Source organism: Thiobacillus denitrificans (assembly GCF_001530125.1).
Classification (GTDB): Bacteria; Pseudomonadota; Gammaproteobacteria; order Burkholderiales; family Thiobacillaceae; genus Thiobacillus; species Thiobacillus denitrificans_C.
In genome coordinates, this window is record NZ_LDUG01000029.1 from 1 (window position 1) to 19,134 (window position 19,134).

Sequence of the window (19,134 nt, forward strand, 5' to 3'; positions counted from 1 at the left end):
CCCTGTATCAGAAACTGGGCATTGCGGCGGAGCGTTTCAACAGTGCCCGCAATCTTCACCGGGCGTTGCAGAAACAGCCACCCGATTTTTTTGTGGGGGAATTCATTTACGGCTGGGGCAACAATTACGCTGGCGCAAACGTCTCCAATCTGGATGTCACCCTCAGGTCCCTGCAACGCTTTGCGCCACAGGCGAAGATGATTGTGCTCATGCATCCCCGTGAAGAGCCCCACATCGGCAAGCTGCTGGAACTGTTTCCCATCCATGCCGTGTTGACCTACCCGGTGACGGAGCAAGCGATGCAAGCCGCATTACAAGCCGCAGCGTAGATCGGTTTACTGTTCCCAGCCTGGGTGGCAGCTTGAATGCGTGTAAACCATGGTTTACTATCCAAGCATGATCGAAATCCTCAAAAGCGCGACCTTCGATAAATGGCTGCTCGGCTTGCGTGATCGCGCAGCGCGCGCCCGGATCGAGGCGCGTATTGTCAGGATGGCCTTGGGCAACCCTGGGGATGTGAAGCCGATACGGAATGGCATCAATGAAATGCGTATTGATTACGGTCCGGGTTACCGGGTGTATTACTTGCAACGCGGTCAGACGATCATTGTGCTGCTGGCGGGTGGTGACAAGCGAACACAGGATGCCGACATTAACCGGGCGATGGAAATTGCCCATGACTGGAAGGGGTGAATCATGGCCGAGAAGTTTTCCCGCTGGGATGTAGCAGACTATCTCGACACGGAAGAGGATATGGCGCTGTATCTGGATGCCTGCCTCGGGGATGATCCCGGCGACGGGAGCCTGATCCGTACCGCGCTGGGTGACATTGCCCGTGCGCGCGGCATGACGCAGCTTGCGCATGACACTGGTCTGACACGCGAGGGCCTCTACAAGGCGCTTTCCACTGAAGGCAATCCGGCTTTTTCCACCATCTTCAAGGTGATCCGTGCCCTCGGCGTCAAGCTTCATGCAACGCCCTGATTGATTGCTGGCTTGTGACCCAAGGGGTCCAGCTTCGCATTCATTTTCTCGCGGATAACAGGGAACCCCGATTTCCGCGCCACGCTCTAGCTCCATCACCTTAACTCGTATTTTGGGTTGTCAAAACACTAGTCAATGAGCATCACGCCATTCCAGGCACTAGCCTGCCCGTTGGACGGCCTGCCTTTGCATAGCAACGGTTCCGCCTGGAGTTGCGCGTCCGGCCACAGTTTTGACATCGCCAGTCAGGGCTATACCCATTTATTGCCGGTGCAAAATAAACGCTCGCGCGATCCGGGCGACAGCAAGGAGATGGTCGCGGCGCGGCGACGTTTTCTCACGGCCGGCTTTTACCAGCCGATTGCCGCTGCGGTCAACCAGGCCGTGCTGGCCAATCTGCCCGCTCACGCATCAATCAGCTGTCTCGATGCCGGTTGTGGTGAAGGCTACTATCTGCGCCAGCTGGCCGCAGCGGTAGGTGATGAACAAGCCCTGGCACTGCTGGGGCTGGATATTTCAAAATGGGCCGTGTTGTCGGCCGCGAAACAGGACAAGCGACCCAACTGGGTGGTGGGCAGCAACGCCAACCTGCCGGTGCTGTCGGGCACGCTTGACCGCGTGCTGTGCATGTTCGGCTTCCCCATGTACGCGGAGTTTGCGCGGGTGCTGAAGCCGGGCGGTCAACTGTTGCAGGTCGATGCCGGGCCCGACCATCTGCGCGAACTGCGCGAAATCATCTACCCCAGCCTGAAACCGGAACGCACGGCCGAGATGCAAACACCAGAAGGCTTTAGCCGCTTGCCAACTGAAGCGCTCCGCTTCTCGCTGGAACTGACCCGTGCCGAGCAGATTGCCGATCTGCTGACCATGACACCGCATCTCTACCGCGCCAATGCCGAGGGCCGCGCGCAGGCGGCTGCGTTGACGGCCCTGTCGCTCAGCGTCGATGTACGCCTGACGTGTTTTGAACGGGGCCTGGGCTAGAAAATATTTTCAACATAACAGCACTGTGGCCAGAACCCATTTGTCCCGCTTCCATCCCTTGCTTGCTCGCGTTGGAATGACAAGCTTGCCATTTGGTATCCGATTGGATACGCAGATGAAGAAAATCGACCTGGAAAAAATCCGGCAAGCCTTCGATGGAAAGGGCACGTCATAGTCCGAACGCAGTCAAGCGAAGTCTGACGGTCAGCGGACTTCGACAAACTCCAGAGTGTTTGCATCCGGGTCACGGCAGAACAGCGCCGCGCGACCCGACTTGCTCGCGGTGTATTTCACGCCTGCTGCATCGAGCCGGCTTTTCAGCGCACCCATGTTTCTCACCGCCAGTGCGATGTGGCGGTCGCGGCCGCCGTGCTCGGGGCGAACCGAATCCGCATCCGGGTTGGCCAACTGCATCAGGTGCAGCTGCTGGCCGCTGCCGAGGTCATACCACTCGCCGGGGTAAGGCAAGTCGGGGCGGTTCGGGTATGGATCTAGCCCCAGCACCGATTCGTAGAAGACCTTGGCCCGTGCCAGATCGGAAACCAGCAGGCCAGCGTGCAACAGGGCGGCGACAGGGATGGGGGACAGCTCAGACATGGCGTTTCTCTTTCACTTGATCGTCTTCCATGTGGCCGGAAAACAGGCTGGCGGTGATGATCATGATCGCGCCCACCCACTCCTGCAGCCCCATGCGTTCCATAGATAAAAAGTAGGCCGCGACCGCCGCCACCACCAGCTCGAACAGAAAAATGACGATGGCCTGGTTGGCCGGTACACGGGCGAGGCCGTACTGCACCGCGTAGGTCATGCTGCCGATGGCGATGCCGACGCCGAACAGCAGCAGCCAGACGCTCCATTCCGCACCTTCGACGAAATCGAGCTCGCCCGGAAATAGCCACAGGCCGGTCACCGTCAGCACCGCCACCCCGACCCAGATCGACACCGACTTGGCGCCTTCGGTGACGCCGCTGAGATGGCGGCTGATGACGTTGCTCAATGCGAACACCATGCCCGCCGACAGCGCCAACCACTCGGCGCGGTTGGTCGGCAGCGGCAGGTCGCCGTTGGGCTGCCACAGCATGACCATGGCGCCGCCTGCCGCCAGCACCATCACCGCCCACCCGGCACGGTTGAGCTTTTCATGCAGCAGAAAGCGGGCGAACACCACCGTCCACAGCGGCGACAGAAAAAACAGCAGCAGCACGCGCACCACCTCGCCCTCCAGCATCGCCAGCACGTAGGCCAGGTTGGTCCAGCCCGCTGCCAGCCCCAGCGCGATCAGCCACATCCACTGGCTGCGCGCACGCCGCAGTTCGCGGCCGTGCAGCCAGCCGAGCGCGAGCAGCGGCACGGCGTAGGTGAAGAAGCTCGAGGCGATCCCGCCGACGCCGGCCTCGTTGAGCAGGCGATAGGGATACCACATCACCCCCCACAGGGTGGCGGCGTAGACCAGGCTGCTGATGGCAAGGGTGCGCTGCAGGGGAATCGGGAACATGGGGCTTTATAATGTGGGCTTAATCAGAATCCAGGCTGCAATGAATCCGCGTCTCGAACAACTCCACCCGTATCCGTTCCAGAAACTGCGCGAACTGTTCGTGGGGGTGACACCGAATCCCGATCTCGCGCCGATCAACCTGTCGATCGGCGAACCCAGGCATCCGACGCCGCAGTTCATCAAGGATGCGCTGGTCGCGGGCCTGGGCGGGCTGTCGAATTATCCCATCACTCAGGGCTCGGATGCGCTGCGGGGTTCCATTTCCGCGTGGGCCGAGCGCCGTTACGGCGTGAAGCTCGACCCCGCGACCGAGGTGCTGCCGGTGAACGGCTCGCGCGAGGCGCTGTTCGCGTTCGCCCAGGCCAGTGTCGATTCCAGCCGCCACGGCCGCCGCGTGATCATTTCGCCCAACCCGTTCTACCAGATCTACGAAGGCGCGGCGCTGCTGGCCGGCGCCCGTCCCTTCTTCCTCAACACCCTGCCGGAAAACGGCTTCAGCATGGACTGGTCGCGCGTGCCGGAAGACCTGTGGGAACAGGTGAACCTGGTCTACGTCTGCTCGCCCGGCAACCCCACCGGCAAGGTGATGTCTCTGGCCGACTGGAAGGCATTGTTCGACCTGTCGGACCAGCACGGCTTCGTCATCGCGGCCGACGAATGCTATTCGGAGATTTACTTTGAAGAGGGCAAGCCGCCGCTCGGCGCATTGACCGCCGCGCAACAGCTCGGGCGCGGCTTCAGGAACCTGATTGTGTTCAACTCGCTGTCCAAGCGCTCCAACGTGCCCGGCCTGCGCTCCGGCATGGTGGCGGGCGACGCCGCGCTGATGAAGGCCTTCCTGCTCTACCGCACCTATCACGGCAGCGCGATGAGCCCGGTGGTCCAAGCCGCAAGCCAAGCGGCCTGGAACGACGAGGCGCACGTGATCGAGAACCGCCGCCAGTACGCCGAAAAGTTCGCCGCGGTGATGCCGCTGCTGAAGGACGTGCTGTCTTTCGACGCGCCCGACGCCGCCTTCTACCTGTGGGCGCGGGTGCCGGGCGGCGACGATGCCGCATTCGCGCGCGGCCTCTACGAAAAAGAGCACGTCACCGTGCTGCCCGGCAGCTTCCTCGCGCGCGACGCCGCCGGCGTCAACCCGGGCAAGGGCTTCGTCCGCATTGCGCTGGTCGATAGCCTCCCCGCTTGTGTCGAGGCGGCCAGGCGCATGGTCGGTTTCGTCGGCAGGGCCACGTGAAAAGCCGTCACCCACACATTGATTCCCCCTCTCTTCATTTAACCTTCAACCACAGGAAACCCATCATGCAAGCTCTGCAGAAAACCATCGAAGACGCTTTCGAGCGCCGCGCCGACATCACCCCACGCAACGCCGAACCGCAGGTCAAGGACGCCGTCATGTCGGTGATCGACATGCTCGACAGCGGCAAGCTGCGCGTCGCCGAGCGCACGGACGGCCAGAACTGGATCACCCACCAGTGGATCAAGAAAGCGGTATTGCTGTCGTTCCGCCTGGAGGACAACGCCTTCATCAAGGGCGGCTTCACCAACTATTTCGACAAGGTGCCCTCCAAGTTCGCCGACTACAACAGCCGCGATTTCCGCGAAGGTGGCTTCCGCGTGGTGCCGCCCGCTGCCGCACGCCGCGGCGCCTACATCGGCAAGAACGTGGTGCTGATGCCCAGCTACGTCAACATCGGCGCCTACGTCGGCGAAGGCACCATGGTCGACACCTGGGCCACCGTTGGTTCCTGCGCCCAGATCGGCAAGAACGTGCACCTGTCCGGCGGCGTCGGCATCGGCGGCGTGCTGGAGCCGGTACAGGCCAACCCCACCATCATCGGCGACAACTGCTTCATCGGCGCGCGCTCCGAAGTGGTCGAGGGCGTGATCGTCGAGGACAACAGCGTGATCTCGATGGGCGTCTACATCGGCCAGTCGACCAAAATCTACGACCGCGAAACCGGCGAAGTCACCTATGGCCGCGTGCCCGCCGGCTCGGTGGTGGTGTCCGGCAATTTGCCGTCCAAGGATGGCAGCTATAGTCTGTATTGTGCGGTGATCGTGAAGAAAGTCGACGCGAAGACGCTGTCCAAGGTCGGTATCAACGAACTGCTGCGCGGGATCTAATCCAACCCCATGATTACGGGAAAAGGAGTCGCCATGAAATACCAACTCGTCGTCATCGCCCTGGTCGCCGCCAGCCTGGTCGGCTGCCAGGCCAACCCGGTGTCCGGCCGCCAGCAGCTGGTGCTGGTCTCCGAAGACCAGGCGCAAGCCTCGTCGGCCCAGGCTTACACGCAAACGCTCAGCGAAGCGCAGAAGAAGGGCAATCTCAGCACCGACGCGGGGCTGAACAACCGCGTCAGGCGCATCACCGACCGCCTGATCGCCGAGGCCAAGCTGATGTATCCGCCCAGCCGTGACTGGCAATGGTCGGTCGCGGTGATCGACGAGCCCACGCTCAACGCCTGGTGCATGCCCGGCGGCAAGATGGCGATCTACACCGGCATCATCCAAAAACTGAAACTCTCCGATGACGAAATCGGCCAGATCATGGGCCACGAAATCGCCCACGCCCTGCTGGGGCATGGCCGCGAGCGCATGTCGCGCGCCATCGCCATGCAGGGGGGCATGCAGCTGGGCTCCATCCTCGCCGGGCGCGACCTCAGCATCCTGGCGCCGGTGGCCGACATTGCATTGACCCTTCCCAACAGCCGCGAAAACGAGTCCGAGGCCGACCGCTATGGCCTTGAACTCGCCGCCCGCGCCGGCTTCGACCCGCGCGCCGCGGTGCGCCTGTGGGAAAAAATGAGCGCCGCAAGCGGCGACGGTCCGCCGCAATTCCTCAGCACCCACCCCGCCCCCGGCAACCGCATCCAGGCGCTGAATGCGCTGATGCCGCAAATGATGCCGATTTACGAGAAAGCACGTTGATGAACATGGAGCTCACCCCCGCCTCCGACGAAAAAATCGCCAGCCTCAAGACCCTGGGCACGATCATCTACGCGCTGTATGCCGTCTCGTTGTTTATCGGCGTCACCGCCATCGTCGCCATCGTGCTGAACTACATCAAGCGCGATGATGCCCAGGGCACCTGGCTGGAAAGCCACTTCACCTGGCAGATCAGAACCTTCTGGTGGGGCCTGCTGTGGCTGGTCGTCGGCGCAATCACCTGGATCATCCTGATCGGCTGGATCGTGTGGGGCGTCGCCTGCATCTGGTTCATCTACCGCATCGCCAAAGGCTGGCTCAACCTCAATGACAACAAGCCGATGCTGGTTCAATAACGGCGCGACATCCCGTTGCTGCCGGTTCGGATGACCCTGGCACAACTGGTCGCGCGGGCGAAGCTTTTGTTCGCCTGCCTGCTTGCAGGCCTCAGCCTTCCGGTCCTGGCAGGCGGCCTGCCGCCGCTTGCTCACAGCGTGACGGGCGGCTACACCGAATACACCATCCAGTCCGGGGATTCCCTGACCGCCATCGGCGCCCGCTTTGGCGTTACGCCCACGCTCCTGGCCCTGCAGAACGGCATTCCCTTTGATGCCATCATCCACCCCGGTCAGCGCCTCTCTATCCACAACCCCCACATCGTGCCGGCGTCGCTCGACGACGGCATCCTCATCAACCTGCCGCAGCGCATGCTGTTCCACTTCAGCCAGGGTCGCCTGAGCGCCGCTTATCCCGTTGGCCTTGGCAAGCCCAGCTGGCCCACGCCGCAAGGCGAATTCAGGATCGTCTCACGGGTGAAGAACAAGCCCTGGCTGGTGCCGAAATCCATCCAGGAAGAAATGCGCCGCGAGGGGAAAGTCGTTGTGGAGGAAGTGCCGCCCGGCCCCGACAACCCCCTGGGCGCCCACTGGCTCGGGCTGAGCTTATGGGGCTACGGCATCCACGGCACCATCGCGCCCGCGAGCATCTACCAATTCCGCAGCCATGGCTGCATTCGCCTGCATCCCGACGATGTGGCCGAACTATTCGACCAGGTGAAGGTCGGTACTCAGGGCTGCCTCGTTTACCAGCTTGTCCTCCTGGCGGTGGTCGAGGATGGCCGCATCCTGCTCGAAGTCCATCGGGACATCTACAATAAGGGCGTTGACCCGGCGCAGACCGTGCGTGACATGGCTGAAGCCTACGTCTTGAGCCAGGCTATCGACTGGCGCGCGGTGGACGCGGTGATCGCGGCGCAGGACGGTCTTGCCCGCGAAGTGGGCCGCCAGACGCAGCATGATTTGAAAGGAACGCCATGAACACCACCAGCCGACGCAAATTTCTCAAGCTGGGCATGCTTGCCGCCGCCCTGCCGCTTCCGGCATTCGCCCGCCAGGGGCTGTTCGCACCGGAGCGCCGGCTCGGTTTCCACAGCCTGCATACCGGGGAAAAGGCCGAACTGCCCTACTGGATCGAAGGTGAATACGTGGCGGAATCACTGGCGGAAATCAACCACGTCCTGCGCGACCACCGCACCGGCGAGGTGGCCGCCATCGATACCCAGCTGCTGGATCTGCTCCATCGCGTCAGTGCGGCAGTGGCCGCCTCCCGGCCATTCCAGGTGATTTCCGGCTACCGTTCGCCGGCCAGCAACCAGATGCTGGCCAACAACAGTTCCGGGGTCGCCACGCGCAGCCTGCACATGCAAGGCAAGGCCATCGACGTCCGCCTGCCCGGCATTCAGCTGGCCGACCTGCGCCGGGCCGGGCTCATGCTACGTGGCGGCGGCGTGGGCTACTACCCGGGTTCCAATTTCGTGCACCTGGACGTGGGACGCGTGCGGACCTGGGGCGGCTAGGCGCTCGCAGGCAATCCGCCCCGCGCCGAAGACACGACGCACGGCAAACAGCATTCGCTTTCGTTCGCAGAAAATTCTCGCCAGACCGCCTATCCTTAAAATTGGCAAAGTCGATGGAGGACGAAAACATGGCCAGACAGACCCCCAAACCCGTCAACCCGCAAGGCGACCCCGACATCACATGGCGAGGGGAGTTCAGCCTTGAGCAGCGCGAGGCAATGATTCGCGACGCCGCCTACTACCACTACGCAAAGCGTGGCTACACGCCCGGGCATGATCTTGATGACTGGCTTGCGGCCGAAACCGAGATCGAGCGAGGCATGGCCGAGTCTGCGGAATTCCCGCCGGGTACCGAGGTGCAGCAGAGTGGCGTCCATGGCGCCAGGCAGGACGACGAACTGAAGCGGATCGTCCGGCAGCATCCGCAAAAGGGCATTCCCCAGATCGAGGGCATCGAGCCGGAAAATGCGCCGTTCAAGCAATGACGCCGGTAACCGAAATCCACTCCTAGAGAAACACTGATTAATTCGATATAACCGTCATTGCGAGCGAAGCGCGGCAATCCAGCGCATTGATTAAGCAGGCATTTCTGGATTGCCGCGTCGCTTCGCTCCTCGCAAAGACGGATTAATCAGCGTCTCCCTAGAGAAGGCAGATCCATGACCAGCCATGTGACCCAGGTCGGCGCCCCCGATCCCGAACTCAGGACCTCGCCCATCTTCGACGAATATGAAGAGCTCTCGCTCGACCTGGAGCTCGAATCCGGCGCCTGTTATTTCAACAACATGGTCTACCCGGTGGACCAGTACCTGCTGTGCGGCAGCAAGCTGCTGCATTGCGAAGAACGGGGCGTATGGGTACGCAAAGGGGAAAGGCGGCCCGACTAGTCTCCTGGCCGGTCCTTCACCAGCGAAGCGCCAGACTGCCACCCGGGCCCGCCTCCACCCGGCTGCCGAGGTGCCGTCCCGCCCGGTCCAGCACCCCGCGCAGCCAGCGGGTGTCCGCCGCTGAAGCCCGGTTGAGCCGGAAGCGCCGCGTCTGCATGGGGATCATCCTCAGGCGCAACAGCGTGCCGCCGGCCGCATCGATGGTCAGAAAGTACATCAGGCTCAAATCTCCCCGGTAGGCCTCGTAGCCAGCGATGCCTTCGTAGTCGTTGAGGAAATCGCCGCAACCGTAGAGGATCGGTCGGCCCCGGTACACCTCGATGCCCAGGGGATGATGCGAGGAATGGCCATGCACCACGTCCACCCCGCACTGGTCGATGAGCCCGTGGGCGAAGCGCTGATGGGCCGCGGGCACGGCATAGCCCCAGTTGCCGCCCCAATGGAGGGAGACCACCACCACATCCGCCGGACGCTTGATCGCTTCCACCTGCGCCGCGATCTGCCGCAGTGTCGCTGGAGAGAAATCCGGCAGCAGGTTCACCCCGGGCTGGCCCGCGGCGGCGGCCCAGCCCGGCGGAATGCCGCTGCTTTGCGCACCAAATGAAAAAACCAGCACGCGGCCCTTGCCGGTCACGCTCAGCACCGCCGGCGCCGCCGCCTCGGCCTTGTCACGCCCGGCCCCGGCGGTCTGCAGCCCGGCGCAGCGTAGCGTCTCCAGCGTCTCGGCGAGCCCCGCATGACCCCAGTCCAGCACGTGATTGTTGGCCAGCACGCAGCAGTCGATCGCAGCCGCCGTGAGGCAGGGCACATTGGCCGGATGCATGCGGTAATGGATGCCTTTCCCGCGCTGCCAGTCATCGCGGGTGGTCACCGCCGTTTCCAGATTGACGATCCGCAGGTCCGGTCCGATGCGCGCCCACTCCGCCAGCGCATCGCCCCACACATAGGCGAATTCTACCGGCCGCGGGACCGGACCGTTGGCCCGTTCCGCCAGCGCCACGTAATCCAGGGCGGACGTCGCATAGCCCTCGTGCAGGACAGGATCGCCGGGATGGGGTAACACCTGGTCGATCCCGCGCCCGGTCATGACATCACCGCACAGGAACAGGGTCATGTCCCGTGCGCCCGCCTCTGATTTTTCCGTCGCCTGGATCATCTTGCGCGTCCTGCTGGATGCCGCCGCTGCCGTGCCGGGAACGGCGGCCGCCGCCGCGCCGCCCGGCCCAGGCCGACATACACCCCGGCGGCGCACACCAGCACTGCGGCCAGCAGATGCAGACGCGCATTGGGCTGCGTGCGCACAAGGTGATCCACCCCCCGCAGGGCGTGGGCAAAGCTTTTCAGGCGCATCAAAGGCTTTTCATGGTTTGCTGTCGGGCAGGGCTTTTCTATATTCACTCACTACTGTCCGGTTAAAACGCGAATAAATTCAGTTGGTTGCGAGGCATGCCCTCTGGGGGAATGTACTCGCTGCCCGGAAAGGCTTGCTGCAAAGGCATCTTCTCGAACAGAGTGACCGACAGAATCTGTAGCAAAGTGTAGAGCGAGGCGTCCAGACTGAGGCGCTTCTTGACGATGGCGACGAGGACATAGACCGACACAGCGATCCAGACATATTGCGCGAGGTCGCCACATCCATATTGCGCGAGGTCGCCACATCCATATTGCGCGAGGTCGCCACATCTTTGCGAGCGCACCGCATTCTCTGAATTGCCGTAGAACTTCTTGATGCGCAGATGCTGCTTGATCCACTTGAAGAACAGCTCCACCTGCCAGCGCGCCTTGTAGAGCGCGCAGATGGTGACTGCCGACACGGCGAAGTTGTTGGTGAGGAACACCAGCGTCTTGCCGGTCTCGGCATCCTTGAAGCGGATGCGGCGCAGATGCGTCGGATAGTCCTTGCGGCTGTTTGTGCCGGTCAACGCGATGGTCTGATCGCAAATGATTCCGGTACCGCGATCCGCCTTCGCCGAATAGACGCGCCGGAACTGGGTGTTCGACTTGGCACGGGTGACGAAGAAGGCTTGCGCCTGATGCATCCGATACGGCCGGGCGAAGTCGAGATAGCCGCGATCCATGACATAGATCGCCCCGGCCTCGATCACCAACACATCGAGGATATTCACGTCGCCCAGCTTGCCGTCGGAGATGTGGATGAAACTCGGGATATTGCCGCGCAAGTCGAGCAATGTGTGCATCTTCACCGCCGATTTGGTGGTGCGAAACAGCGCCCACGGAAACAGCGACAGACACAGATCGATGGTCGTCGAGTCCAGCGCGTAGGTCGTGTTCGCAAGGTCGATGCCGAAGCTGTCCCCCGCGTAGAGCTTGCGGGCTTGAGCAATCAAACCCTGAGCGAATTCGGCGTAAATCCGCCAATCCCGCGCCTCGTTGGCATCGGCCAGGTCGAACGTTTGATCTCGTACCGGAAGCCCATGTGATAGCACTTGGCGGCCTGCGCCGACAGGCAGACTTCGATATCGCGCAGGCTCTCGCGGTAGGTCAGTTGGGCGAAGGCCATCACACGGAACTGCTCGGTGCAGGCGAGCGACTTCACATAGCGGTCGCCACCATGCCGCTCGACGATGCGGGTGAATGTAGCCCAAGGCAGAAAATCCATCAATTGGGCGAAAAGGGTCTTGCCGATGTTCATGAGCGGCTCCGGGTGCGTTACCCCCGGAAATCGACCGGAACTCCATTTTGCATTTCAAATCGACACCACCCTTCGTCGATCGGAACTCGTTGTCGCACATGGCTTTCAGCGATTTACCCTCTCGTTTAACCGGACAGTAGTGATATTCACTATAAGCCGGCGTGGTTCGGCTTGCGCCTACATTTTCATCATCACGGAACAGCCATGACGCCGGAACCCGGTATTGAATCCAGGCAGGACGACCTCACCCTGCCCGACTACCACGGCGGCGGCATCGTCAACCTCATGAGTTCCATTGCCACCGTGCTGGGCGGGAACAGCCCCTATGCGCCGCTGGCGGCGCTGCCGCCCGCAGCCCTGGCCGGGGCGCGCCATCTGGTGCTGTTGGTGGTCGATGGCCTCGGCCACGATTACCTGCTCGGCCGCGACGGCTGCCTGCGTCAGCATCTACGCGGACAGATGACCTCGGTCTTTCCTTCCACCACGGCGAGCGCCATTCCCACCTTTTTGACCGGCCTCGCGCCGCAACAGCATGGGCTGACCGGCTGGCACATGTATTTCCGCGAGATCGGCGCCATCATCGCGCCGCTGCCCTTCCGCGTCCGCACCGGCCGCCATGCCCTGCGCGAAGCCGGCGTCACGCCAGCGTAGCTGTTCGGCCTCACCCCGCTGGTCGACCGTCTGCCCCTGCCCAGCCATGTGGTAAGCCCACGGCACATCATTCATTCGGACTTCAACGTCGCCTTCTCCGGCCAGGCAAAGCGGCACGGCTACGACACCCTGGAGGAGATATTTGGCCTGATTAGCGGTCTGCTGCGCAGTGATGCGCCGCGCAGCTACGTCCAGGCGCGACTGGCTCCGCGGCGAGGAACGCCACACCCACATCGGTGTGCACGGCGGGCTCTCCGCAGCGGAGATGATCGTGCCGCTCGTCGTCGCCCCGCTGCCCTGACCCTGGCCTTCGACCCCCGGTCTGTCAACGCACCGGAATCGTGTGCCTATACTGAATTCCCGCCTACAGACCCAGCGCAGAAAGCGGTTTTCCCACATTCTCTTGAGGAGTGAGCATCATGCAACAGCCAAAAACCCGACTGTTACTGATCGCACTGGCGATGGGCGTTTCCGTCTCCGCCTGGGGCCAGGAAGAGGCCACCTTCAGTACCCTCAACCTGACATCCGCAAGCGCCTTGAAGGCGGCCCAGGCCGCACTCAAGCCTGCCAGGATGCCGGTTTCAATGTGGCCGTGGCCATAGCAGACCGCAGTGGGGTGGCCCAGGTCATGCTGCGGGACCGTTTCGCCGGCGCCCACACCCCACAGACCGCCATGGGCAAAGCCTGGACCGCAGCGAGTTTCCGCTCCAACACCACCGACCTCATCGCCATGACCCAGGCCGGCAACGCCTCCTACGGCATCCGCCACCTGCCCGGCGTGGTGATTCTGGGCGGCGGCATGCCGATCGAGTCGAAAGGCAGCCTGGTCGGGGCGATCGGGATATCCGGTGGCCCGACCGGTGCCGATGACGATCGCTGCGCCAAGGCCGGCATCGATGCCATCCGCGTAAGCCTGGAGTTCTAGCCCGACTCGCTCATGCGAGGAAAGACCGGGGGCCGCTCCCGACCCGGTCGACTGAGCGACAGCCGCCATCGGCCAGCGCGGTCTTTGCTGGCGTAAAGGACATCCGCCATGAAAGAGATTCTTCCCGGCGTGTTTCACTGGAAGACCTTCCACGAAGGCATCCAGGCTTACGTCCACGCCTACTACATCAATGCCACCGATCCGGCAGTACTGATCGACCCGCGTGTCCCGACGCAGGGAATCGAGTGGTTTGCCGCGCACGCCGCGCCCCGTCACATCTACCTGACCAACCGCCATCACTACCGGCACAGCGACCGCTTTGCCGCCCGCTACGGCGCGCAGGTCTGGTGCCACAAGGGCGGCTTGCACGAATTCACCCATGGCGAAAAGGTCAGGAGCTTTAGCCACGGCAGGGAATTGCCGGGCGGCATTCTGGCCTTGGAAGTCGCGGCGCTGTGCCCCGAGGAAACCGCGCTGTATCTGCCGCTGAACGGCGGGCTGCTGAGCGTCGGCGACGCCATCGTGCGCCACAATGGCAAGCTCGGCTTCGTGCCGGACGCCTACATGGGCGACGACCCGGAAGGCGTCAAGCGCGGCCTGCGAAAAGCTTTTCTCAAGCACCTGCGCGAACGCGAATTCGACCACCTGCTGTTCGCCCACGGCGCCCCCTGGATCGGCGGCGCCAGGGCCGGCCTCGAAAAATTTCTGGCGGATATGCAATGTCCGGGATGCTAACCCGGCCAGTTCAACAGCCGAGCAATTCCCGCAGACCAATCCCCACCAACGCCAGCACCCCGCACGGCGCCCACACCAAGCGCATCTCCGAGCCCAGCATGCGCAGGCCGCGCCGCGAGAAAAGTGCCGAAGTGCGCAAGGGCGACACCTCGATCACCCGCCACGGCAGGAAATAGCCCTGTTGCGAAAACGGACGGAATAAAGCGATGCCGAGACCGACGTCGGGCAGCACCGCGCAGATCATCGCCAGCGCCAGCAGCCCCGGCGCAGCAGCCGCCAGGCGCGACGCCGGCCACCACGAAAGCGCCGGTCAGCAAGGACGCGGTCAGCATGTGGGCCAGGCGATAGGGAAACGACGGGTTGAACACGAGCTGCCACCAGTCCAGCGGAAAGAACACCCCGTCCTCCATCGCGAAGCCTGCCGGCGTATGCATCCAGGAGTTGATCTTCCATGGGAAACCCGTGGCCCATGTTCCCTGGAATGGGAGAGTGAATCGCTGCCGTCTTCCCCGGAACCTGTTACCCCATTACGGCGCTGCCGATCCGCGGCGCGATCCGGGTAACTGGCCGGGAATAAAGACGCAATCGGATGGTTACGTCAGCGATAGTGGTAACAGTGCTTCAGAAATTTCACAATATCCACGGTATAGCGGCGAGCCAGTCGGCGCGGCTCGAGGCATAAACGATAGAACCATTCCAGGCGCATTTTTTGCACAAAAACCGGCGCGCGCGGCTTATTGCCCGCCCAAAAATCAAACAAGGCACCGACCCCGGTCAGAATGCCGGCATTCAGGCCTTGGCGATGATCCAGTATCCACTTTTCCTGGACAGGATTACCCAGCGCCACCAGTACCACATCCGCCTGCGCCTGATTGATCGTCTCGACAAGATGCGGATTGGCCTTAATGCCCTCGTAGCCATCACAGGTTCCCACAACCACCTGGCCCAACAGCTGCGTCACATACTTCGCGGCTTTCTGCAACACACGCGGCTTGCCACCCACCATAAATACCCTGAGCGGCGTGGATGATTGGCGGAACAGGAAAGGCATGAAGTCGGTTCCATTCAGATTTTCCTTGAAGCGGTCAGCGTGCAGCAAGCGTGCTGCGATATCCATGCCGACACCATCATTGACAATGGCGACGCCTTCATTTTCCATCTGGCTACGCATGTCCCGGCATTGCACGACAAAATTTGTATTCGCAAAAAACAGCGCGACCTGCTTGCCCAATTGCCGTTGTGCAAGCAGATGTGTTGCCAGTTCGGCCGATGTAGTTTTGAGGACGGCGAAACCACCCACCTGAATAGTCGATATTGATCGCATGGTCAAAACTCCTTGGAAAATAGTGCCCTGTGCTGCACAGCCAGATCCGAAACCTGTTGTCTTTCCCAACGCTATGGTTTCCAGATCAGCATCGGCTGCCATCCGCGTCCCGCGGCCCTCGTGGGCTTCGGTGTAGTCCTGGATGCACATTCTTTGCCAGGAACCTGCCCTTCATTTACTTATCCCGGAAGACGAAATCCGCTGGAGATTATCCTGATTTTTCCTTGAATCGATTCCCGTACTGCGCTTCCCAAAAACCACTGGGAAAAAACGATACAAAAACAATGCGCTTGGGTAGCTCAACAATAACGCGAGCAATGCAAACAATCCGGTCCACAGAAATGAAGATTCCTTGAAGGCATGGGGCATCCCAAACACCACAACTCCGACACCCGTAAAAACACTGAACATCAACAAATGGATCGGGAAAATGATGATTGTATTTTTTGACAACCATTGAAAAACAGCATTAGTTGGCAGGCTGATTGAAAAATAAAACAGCGCCACAACGCCCAGATATGCATTGATTAGAAAAAGGGAGCGGTGGCTGCCGAAAAGAAGCGTATTCAAATCCACCTCGCCATTGATGCCTGCGGCATAGGCAACGCCGGCCATCATGAATAATCCGAGCATCATCGCCATGCTTTTCGGGGTCTTTTCCAGAACTGCATCCTGATATTCGCGGAAAAAATGACCCGTTGAATAAAACGTAAGTGCCACCACGGCATTGTCGAGCCCCCACGGAAGGCGTGGCCATGAAGGGTCGTAAGCGAGCGTAAAAACCAGGCCGGAAAAATTAAATGCAACAAACAGGAAGGCGGCAGAAAAATAGCGTCGGGCGGCAAAAAAAATCAGCGAAGTCGTCAACAGACACATGAAAAACCATAACACCACGTTGACAAACAGCGCGTCCCCATTCCCGACAAGCACACCCATAAGCGGTTCCCACCAGCTGATCCCTGCATGTTTAGCAGCGCTGGCTGCCAGCTCGTGCGTCGGCAGCCAATACAAATAGGACAGCAGGAAAAAAAACAGGTACGGAATTCCGAGTCCCTTCCATAGCAAGGAAAGGTTTTGCCTGTATGTCAGGGACAGTTTTTGTTCGGACAACAGCAATCCGGAAATGAAGAAAAACAAGGGCATGTGAAAACTGTAAATAACATTTTTCGCGAACTCATTTAAGCCAGGTGAATGCCCCAGTACAACAAGCACAATACCAATGGCTTTCATGGTGTCTACATGAGTGAATCTTTTCATCCGGTCATGCTCCTGGCTGCCCATTGAAAATCACGTCGTGGTTTCCTGTCGCCCACCTGCCGTTTCATGTTTCTGCTATTTCTGATTTGCGACACTAGTGCGACAACCCATAAGTTTGCGTACATGTCGAGACGCGCATCCGCGGCCGAGTGCGCGAAGCGAACCGCAGCCATAGCCGTTCTATGGAGAGGATGCGCGACAAAGCAATCGGCGATGCGGGGCGCGTCGAACATAGCGAAACTTATGGGTTGTCGTACTAGCCCCACAGATCCCATGGAAACGCGCCCAGCAAGCCTTGCTGAATTCGAGCCAGGTCGAAAGCGGAATTCCCGCCTGCCGCAAGCCCCTCCTCCACCGAGCTTGCCGTGTGATAGTTCATGCGGCCGGTTCCGTAGTAGTAGTCGTCGTACTTCAGGCTGGATTCGCCATTTCCCATATCAAGGTAGACGGCCGGAATGCCATAGGCCTCTGCCAGGATAATGCCGTGCAGCGAACTCGATATGACCAGGCGGGCGCGCAACAGCTCAGCGACAAACGTAGCCGGCTTGCAGGTTGGGAGCAGGACGTGTTCGCGGTAAGCGCCAAACTTTTCGACCGGTTCATGCAGATGTGGAATGACGAGGTAGGGGACGCTGCCGCGCGCCTCGGGCTGGAGAAGGTCGGCGGGAAAAAACAGCGGCATGAGCAGGGCGGGGTCGCCATAGATCTCCGGCGCGGAGATCGCGCGCCGTTTCAGGTAATCCCGCGTCAGGGGGCCACGGACCGCCCGTACATCCAGCCTTGAAAACCGATGCATGGCCAAATCGAGCTTCCAGTTTACCCCGGAGCCCCAGACGCATTCGTCCGATTTCGCAAAATGAAGAATCGAGCCGATTGCGAACAGCCTTTTCGACTTGTCCTTTTTGTCCTGAATCTCCTGGTCCCGAAGAGAAAGCATTTCGGAAACGATCACCTTCGACAGGTAATCGCCCACATTGATGCGCTGGTCGCTGGGTTCCCACCAGTACAGGCATTGTTTCTCAAGCCTGCCACGTTTATCTGCCGCGAAGAACATGAACAAGTTCCTTGTAAAAAACGATCCTGAAAAGATTTCGCGTGGCGGTCCACTTGATTCCCAGATGCTCCCTGAAGCGCGTCCAGAAGATCAGTTCCGCCCCGATGGCAACCATGAAGTAACTGGCCACGGTCGACAGGGCAGCGCCCGTGGCACCGTAGCGTGGAATCATGAACAGGTTGAGCGCCACGTTGACGGCCAACCCGCTCACGTTCCGGATGAAGGCTTGTCGCTCCTGACCAAAGACCGTGAAGTAGAGCCCGCTCATGTTGGCGAGGAACAGGAACGGCACGCCCAGCATCAGATAGAAAAGCACCCCGCCCGCAGCGCTGAATTCCGCGCCGAATGCCAGTCGTATCAGGGGGTCCGCCATCAGCATCACCGGAATCGCCACGGCGATGGACGCCAGGATGGTCGTGCTGTAGATCATCGAAAGACGGTTCTGGGTGAGCTCGCGATTTTTCCGGTTCAGCGCCATTTGCGGAAGCAGCACTGCGGAAATGATGGCGGGAATCATGAGGAGTTGTTCGACAAGCTTGTAGGCGGCGGAATAAATGCCGAGCTCGGTGCTGCCCGCAATCTTCGAAATCATGATCTGATCGACGCGGTAATGCGCCTGGATAATCAGCATCGAAAAAAAGAAGTAAATCGATTTCGAGAATATGATCTTCGATAAGCGCCAGACTCTGGAGAAATGGCTGAAAGACACGCGCCAGTTTTTTTTATCGTCGGACGCCGTCCAGGCCCACGCCGCGAGGAAGAGAAGTACCGACTGCACCACATAGGTGAGCAGGAGCGCGTTTACGCTGCACATCCCCTCCAGGCAAAGCCAGACGCGGCCCCCCGCTCCCGCCAGCGCAAGCCCCGTGCGAATCTTGGCAAGCAGGTCATTGCGCAATTCCGCCTGCATGACAAACGCGTAGACTTCGAGGGGCGCAAACACGCAGAACAGCACCAGCGCAAGGAATCCCGCTTCACCACTTTGCAGAAAGGCAACGTAGCTCGCGGCTCCGAGCAGCACCGCCACGACCGTCTTCAACAGCAGCGTCGCGGACACGAGTACGCCCGATGCCGACCGTCCAAACGAAACCAGCAATACACGCCGCAGCCCAAAATCTGCCGCAACGACAACCAGGCCCAGTATGGCGAGCAGGTACGACAACTCGCCGAACCTGAAAACGCCGAGCGAGCGCACCACGTAAATGTTCGATGCCAGCACGGCGAGCGTGACAATCACACGCTCCATTAACATCCAGGCGATGTTGTTGAATATGCGCTTGCGGGTCATGCGACAACCCGCATTGAACCCGGACCACTGTGACCGATTGCATATCCGGATAGGCAAAAACGGGCGTGCCGTTCGCAATCACGATCGCCGTCCGAAACGCGACGGGCGCCA

25 protein-coding genes and 2 pseudogenes are annotated in these 19,134 nt (G+C 60.9%); 16 read left to right on the top strand and 11 right to left on the bottom strand.

The features are described from left to right. The first annotated feature begins 2 nt into the window (after positions 1-2). From ABW22_RS10900 to ABW22_RS10915, 4 genes are all read left to right on the top strand, one after another. Positions 3-329 carry a hypothetical protein gene (locus tag ABW22_RS10900; protein WP_059756263.1) on the top strand — a complete coding sequence of 109 codons (327 nt, stop codon included), beginning with the start codon at positions 3-5 and terminating at the stop codon, positions 327-329. A gap of 67 nt (positions 330-396) precedes the next feature. Next, entirely contained in the window at positions 397-693 is a 297-nt protein-coding gene (locus ABW22_RS10905) for a type II toxin-antitoxin system RelE/ParE family toxin (RefSeq protein ID WP_059756365.1), read from the top strand. 3 nt (positions 694-696) lie between these two features. Next, the gene (locus tag ABW22_RS10910) at positions 697-984 is read left to right on the top strand and encodes an addiction module antidote protein (RefSeq protein ID WP_059756267.1); all 288 of its coding nucleotides are present in this window, start codon (positions 697-699) and stop codon (positions 982-984) included. Between the two features lie 135 nt (positions 985-1,119). After that, a complete protein-coding gene (locus tag ABW22_RS10915) occupies positions 1,120-1,968 on the top strand; it encodes a putative RNA methyltransferase (RefSeq protein WP_059756270.1) in 849 nt (282 codons plus the stop codon). Between the two features lie 204 nt (positions 1,969-2,172). On the opposite strand, the gene ABW22_RS10920 is transcribed toward ABW22_RS10915, so the two are convergent. After that, positions 2,173-2,565: a VOC family protein gene (locus ABW22_RS10920; protein WP_059756273.1), complete on the bottom strand. Its 393-nt coding sequence runs from the start codon at positions 2,563-2,565 to the stop codon at positions 2,173-2,175. Further along, complete coding sequence (locus ABW22_RS10925; RefSeq protein WP_059756276.1) at positions 2,558-3,463, bottom strand: DMT family transporter; 906 nt, start codon at positions 3,461-3,463, stop codon at positions 2,558-2,560. The genes ABW22_RS10920 and ABW22_RS10925 overlap by 8 nt, the downstream gene beginning before the upstream one ends. 40 nt (positions 3,464-3,503) lie before the next feature. On the opposite strand from ABW22_RS10925, the gene dapC reads away from it, so the two are divergent. The 8 genes from dapC to ABW22_RS10965 all read left to right on the top strand — a co-directional run bounded on the left by dapC (position 3,504) and on the right by ABW22_RS10965 (position 9,136). Beyond that, a complete protein-coding gene (gene dapC, locus ABW22_RS10930; protein ID WP_059756278.1) occupies positions 3,504-4,700 on the top strand; it encodes a succinyldiaminopimelate transaminase in 1,197 nt (398 codons plus the stop codon). A 65-nt stretch (positions 4,701-4,765) separates the two neighbouring features. Then, entirely contained in the window at positions 4,766-5,590 is an 825-nt protein-coding gene (dapD, locus tag ABW22_RS10935) for a 2,3,4,5-tetrahydropyridine-2,6-dicarboxylate N-succinyltransferase (protein ID WP_059756281.1), read from the top strand. A gap of 33 nt (positions 5,591-5,623) precedes the next feature. Then, positions 5,624-6,397: a M48 family metallopeptidase gene (locus tag ABW22_RS10940; protein ID WP_059756283.1), complete on the top strand. Its 774-nt coding sequence runs from the start codon at positions 5,624-5,626 to the stop codon at positions 6,395-6,397. Continuing rightward, on the top strand, positions 6,397-6,750 hold the full coding sequence (locus ABW22_RS10945) for a DUF4870 family protein (RefSeq protein WP_059756286.1): 354 nt from the start codon (positions 6,397-6,399) through the stop codon (positions 6,748-6,750). The genes ABW22_RS10940 and ABW22_RS10945 overlap by 1 nt, the downstream gene beginning before the upstream one ends. A gap of 30 nt (positions 6,751-6,780) precedes the next feature. After that, positions 6,781-7,710 (top strand): L,D-transpeptidase family protein, encoded by a 930-nt coding sequence (locus ABW22_RS10950; protein ID WP_237763313.1) that lies wholly within the window; start codon positions 6,781-6,783, stop codon positions 7,708-7,710. Then, the gene (locus tag ABW22_RS10955) at positions 7,707-8,249 is read left to right on the top strand and encodes a YcbK family protein (protein ID WP_059756289.1); all 543 of its coding nucleotides are present in this window, start codon (positions 7,707-7,709) and stop codon (positions 8,247-8,249) included. The genes ABW22_RS10950 and ABW22_RS10955 overlap by 4 nt, the downstream gene beginning before the upstream one ends. 128 nt (positions 8,250-8,377) lie before the next feature. Next, the gene (locus tag ABW22_RS10960; RefSeq protein WP_157648605.1) at positions 8,378-8,734 is read left to right on the top strand and encodes a DUF2934 domain-containing protein; all 357 of its coding nucleotides are present in this window, start codon (positions 8,378-8,380) and stop codon (positions 8,732-8,734) included. A gap of 174 nt (positions 8,735-8,908) precedes the next feature. After that, a complete protein-coding gene (locus ABW22_RS10965; protein ID WP_059756295.1) occupies positions 8,909-9,136 on the top strand; it encodes a hypothetical protein in 228 nt (75 codons plus the stop codon). Positions 9,137-9,152: 16 nt separating this feature from the next. On the opposite strand, the gene ABW22_RS10970 is transcribed toward ABW22_RS10965, so the two are convergent. The 3 genes and pseudogenes from ABW22_RS10970 to ABW22_RS10980 all read right to left on the bottom strand — a co-directional run bounded on the left by ABW22_RS10970 (position 9,153) and on the right by ABW22_RS10980 (position 11,789). Then, on the bottom strand, positions 9,153-10,292 hold the full coding sequence (locus ABW22_RS10970; RefSeq protein ID WP_059756298.1) for a CapA family protein: 1,140 nt from the start codon (positions 10,290-10,292) through the stop codon (positions 9,153-9,155). Further along, on the bottom strand, positions 10,289-10,486 hold the full coding sequence (locus tag ABW22_RS10975; protein ID WP_059756301.1) for a diacylglycerol kinase family protein: 198 nt from the start codon (positions 10,484-10,486) through the stop codon (positions 10,289-10,291). Before ABW22_RS10975 ends, ABW22_RS10970 begins: the two co-directional genes overlap by 4 nt. A 62-nt stretch (positions 10,487-10,548) precedes the next feature. Then, positions 10,549-11,789 (bottom strand): annotated as a pseudogene (locus ABW22_RS10980) (IS4 family transposase). A 204-nt stretch (positions 11,790-11,993) separates the two neighbouring features. Here ABW22_RS10980 and ABW22_RS10985 point away from each other — a divergent pair. The 4 genes from ABW22_RS10985 (at position 11,994) to ABW22_RS10995 (ending at position 14,100) form a co-directional block, all read left to right on the top strand. Then, positions 11,994-12,440 carry an alkaline phosphatase family protein gene (locus tag ABW22_RS10985; protein ID WP_059756303.1) on the top strand — a complete coding sequence of 149 codons (447 nt, stop codon included), beginning with the start codon at positions 11,994-11,996 and terminating at the stop codon, positions 12,438-12,440. A 419-nt stretch (positions 12,441-12,859) separates the two neighbouring features. Continuing rightward, positions 12,860-13,042 carry a hypothetical protein gene (locus tag ABW22_RS17855; protein WP_202813944.1) on the top strand — a complete coding sequence of 61 codons (183 nt, stop codon included), beginning with the start codon at positions 12,860-12,862 and terminating at the stop codon, positions 13,040-13,042. Between the two features lie 14 nt (positions 13,043-13,056). Then, positions 13,057-13,365: a GlcG/HbpS family heme-binding protein gene (locus ABW22_RS10990; RefSeq protein ID WP_237763321.1), complete on the top strand. Its 309-nt coding sequence runs from the start codon at positions 13,057-13,059 to the stop codon at positions 13,363-13,365. A gap of 108 nt (positions 13,366-13,473) precedes the next feature. Further along, positions 13,474-14,100, top strand: a complete 627-nt coding sequence (locus ABW22_RS10995; RefSeq protein WP_059756306.1) for a hypothetical protein — start codon at positions 13,474-13,476, stop codon at positions 14,098-14,100. Positions 14,101-14,110: 10 nt separating this feature from the next. Here ABW22_RS10995 and ABW22_RS18060 read toward each other — a convergent pair whose 3' ends face one another. The 6 genes and pseudogenes from ABW22_RS18060 to ABW22_RS11020 all read right to left on the bottom strand — a co-directional run bounded on the left by ABW22_RS18060 (position 14,111) and on the right by ABW22_RS11020 (position 19,023). Then, complete coding sequence (locus ABW22_RS18060; RefSeq protein WP_237763322.1) at positions 14,111-14,344, bottom strand: hypothetical protein; 234 nt, start codon at positions 14,342-14,344, stop codon at positions 14,111-14,113. Positions 14,345-14,441: 97 nt separating this feature from the next. Beyond that, positions 14,442-14,534, bottom strand: a pseudogene (locus tag ABW22_RS18065) (hypothetical protein); the annotation flags it as partial. 164 nt (positions 14,535-14,698) lie between these two features. After that, the gene (locus tag ABW22_RS11005) at positions 14,699-15,574 is read right to left on the bottom strand and encodes a WecB/TagA/CpsF family glycosyltransferase (protein WP_237763314.1); all 876 of its coding nucleotides are present in this window, start codon (positions 15,572-15,574) and stop codon (positions 14,699-14,701) included. A 21-nt stretch (positions 15,575-15,595) separates the two neighbouring features. Next, the gene (locus tag ABW22_RS11010; RefSeq protein ID WP_162264485.1) at positions 15,596-16,681 is read right to left on the bottom strand and encodes an acyltransferase family protein; all 1,086 of its coding nucleotides are present in this window, start codon (positions 16,679-16,681) and stop codon (positions 15,596-15,598) included. 256 nt (positions 16,682-16,937) lie between these two features. Continuing rightward, complete coding sequence (locus ABW22_RS11015) at positions 16,938-17,735, bottom strand: polysaccharide pyruvyl transferase family protein (RefSeq protein ID WP_059756319.1); 798 nt, start codon at positions 17,733-17,735, stop codon at positions 16,938-16,940. Continuing rightward, entirely contained in the window at positions 17,716-19,023 is a 1,308-nt protein-coding gene (locus ABW22_RS11020; protein ID WP_059756323.1) for a flippase, read from the bottom strand. The genes ABW22_RS11015 and ABW22_RS11020 overlap by 20 nt, the downstream gene beginning before the upstream one ends. Positions 19,024-19,134 lie beyond the last annotated feature (111 nt).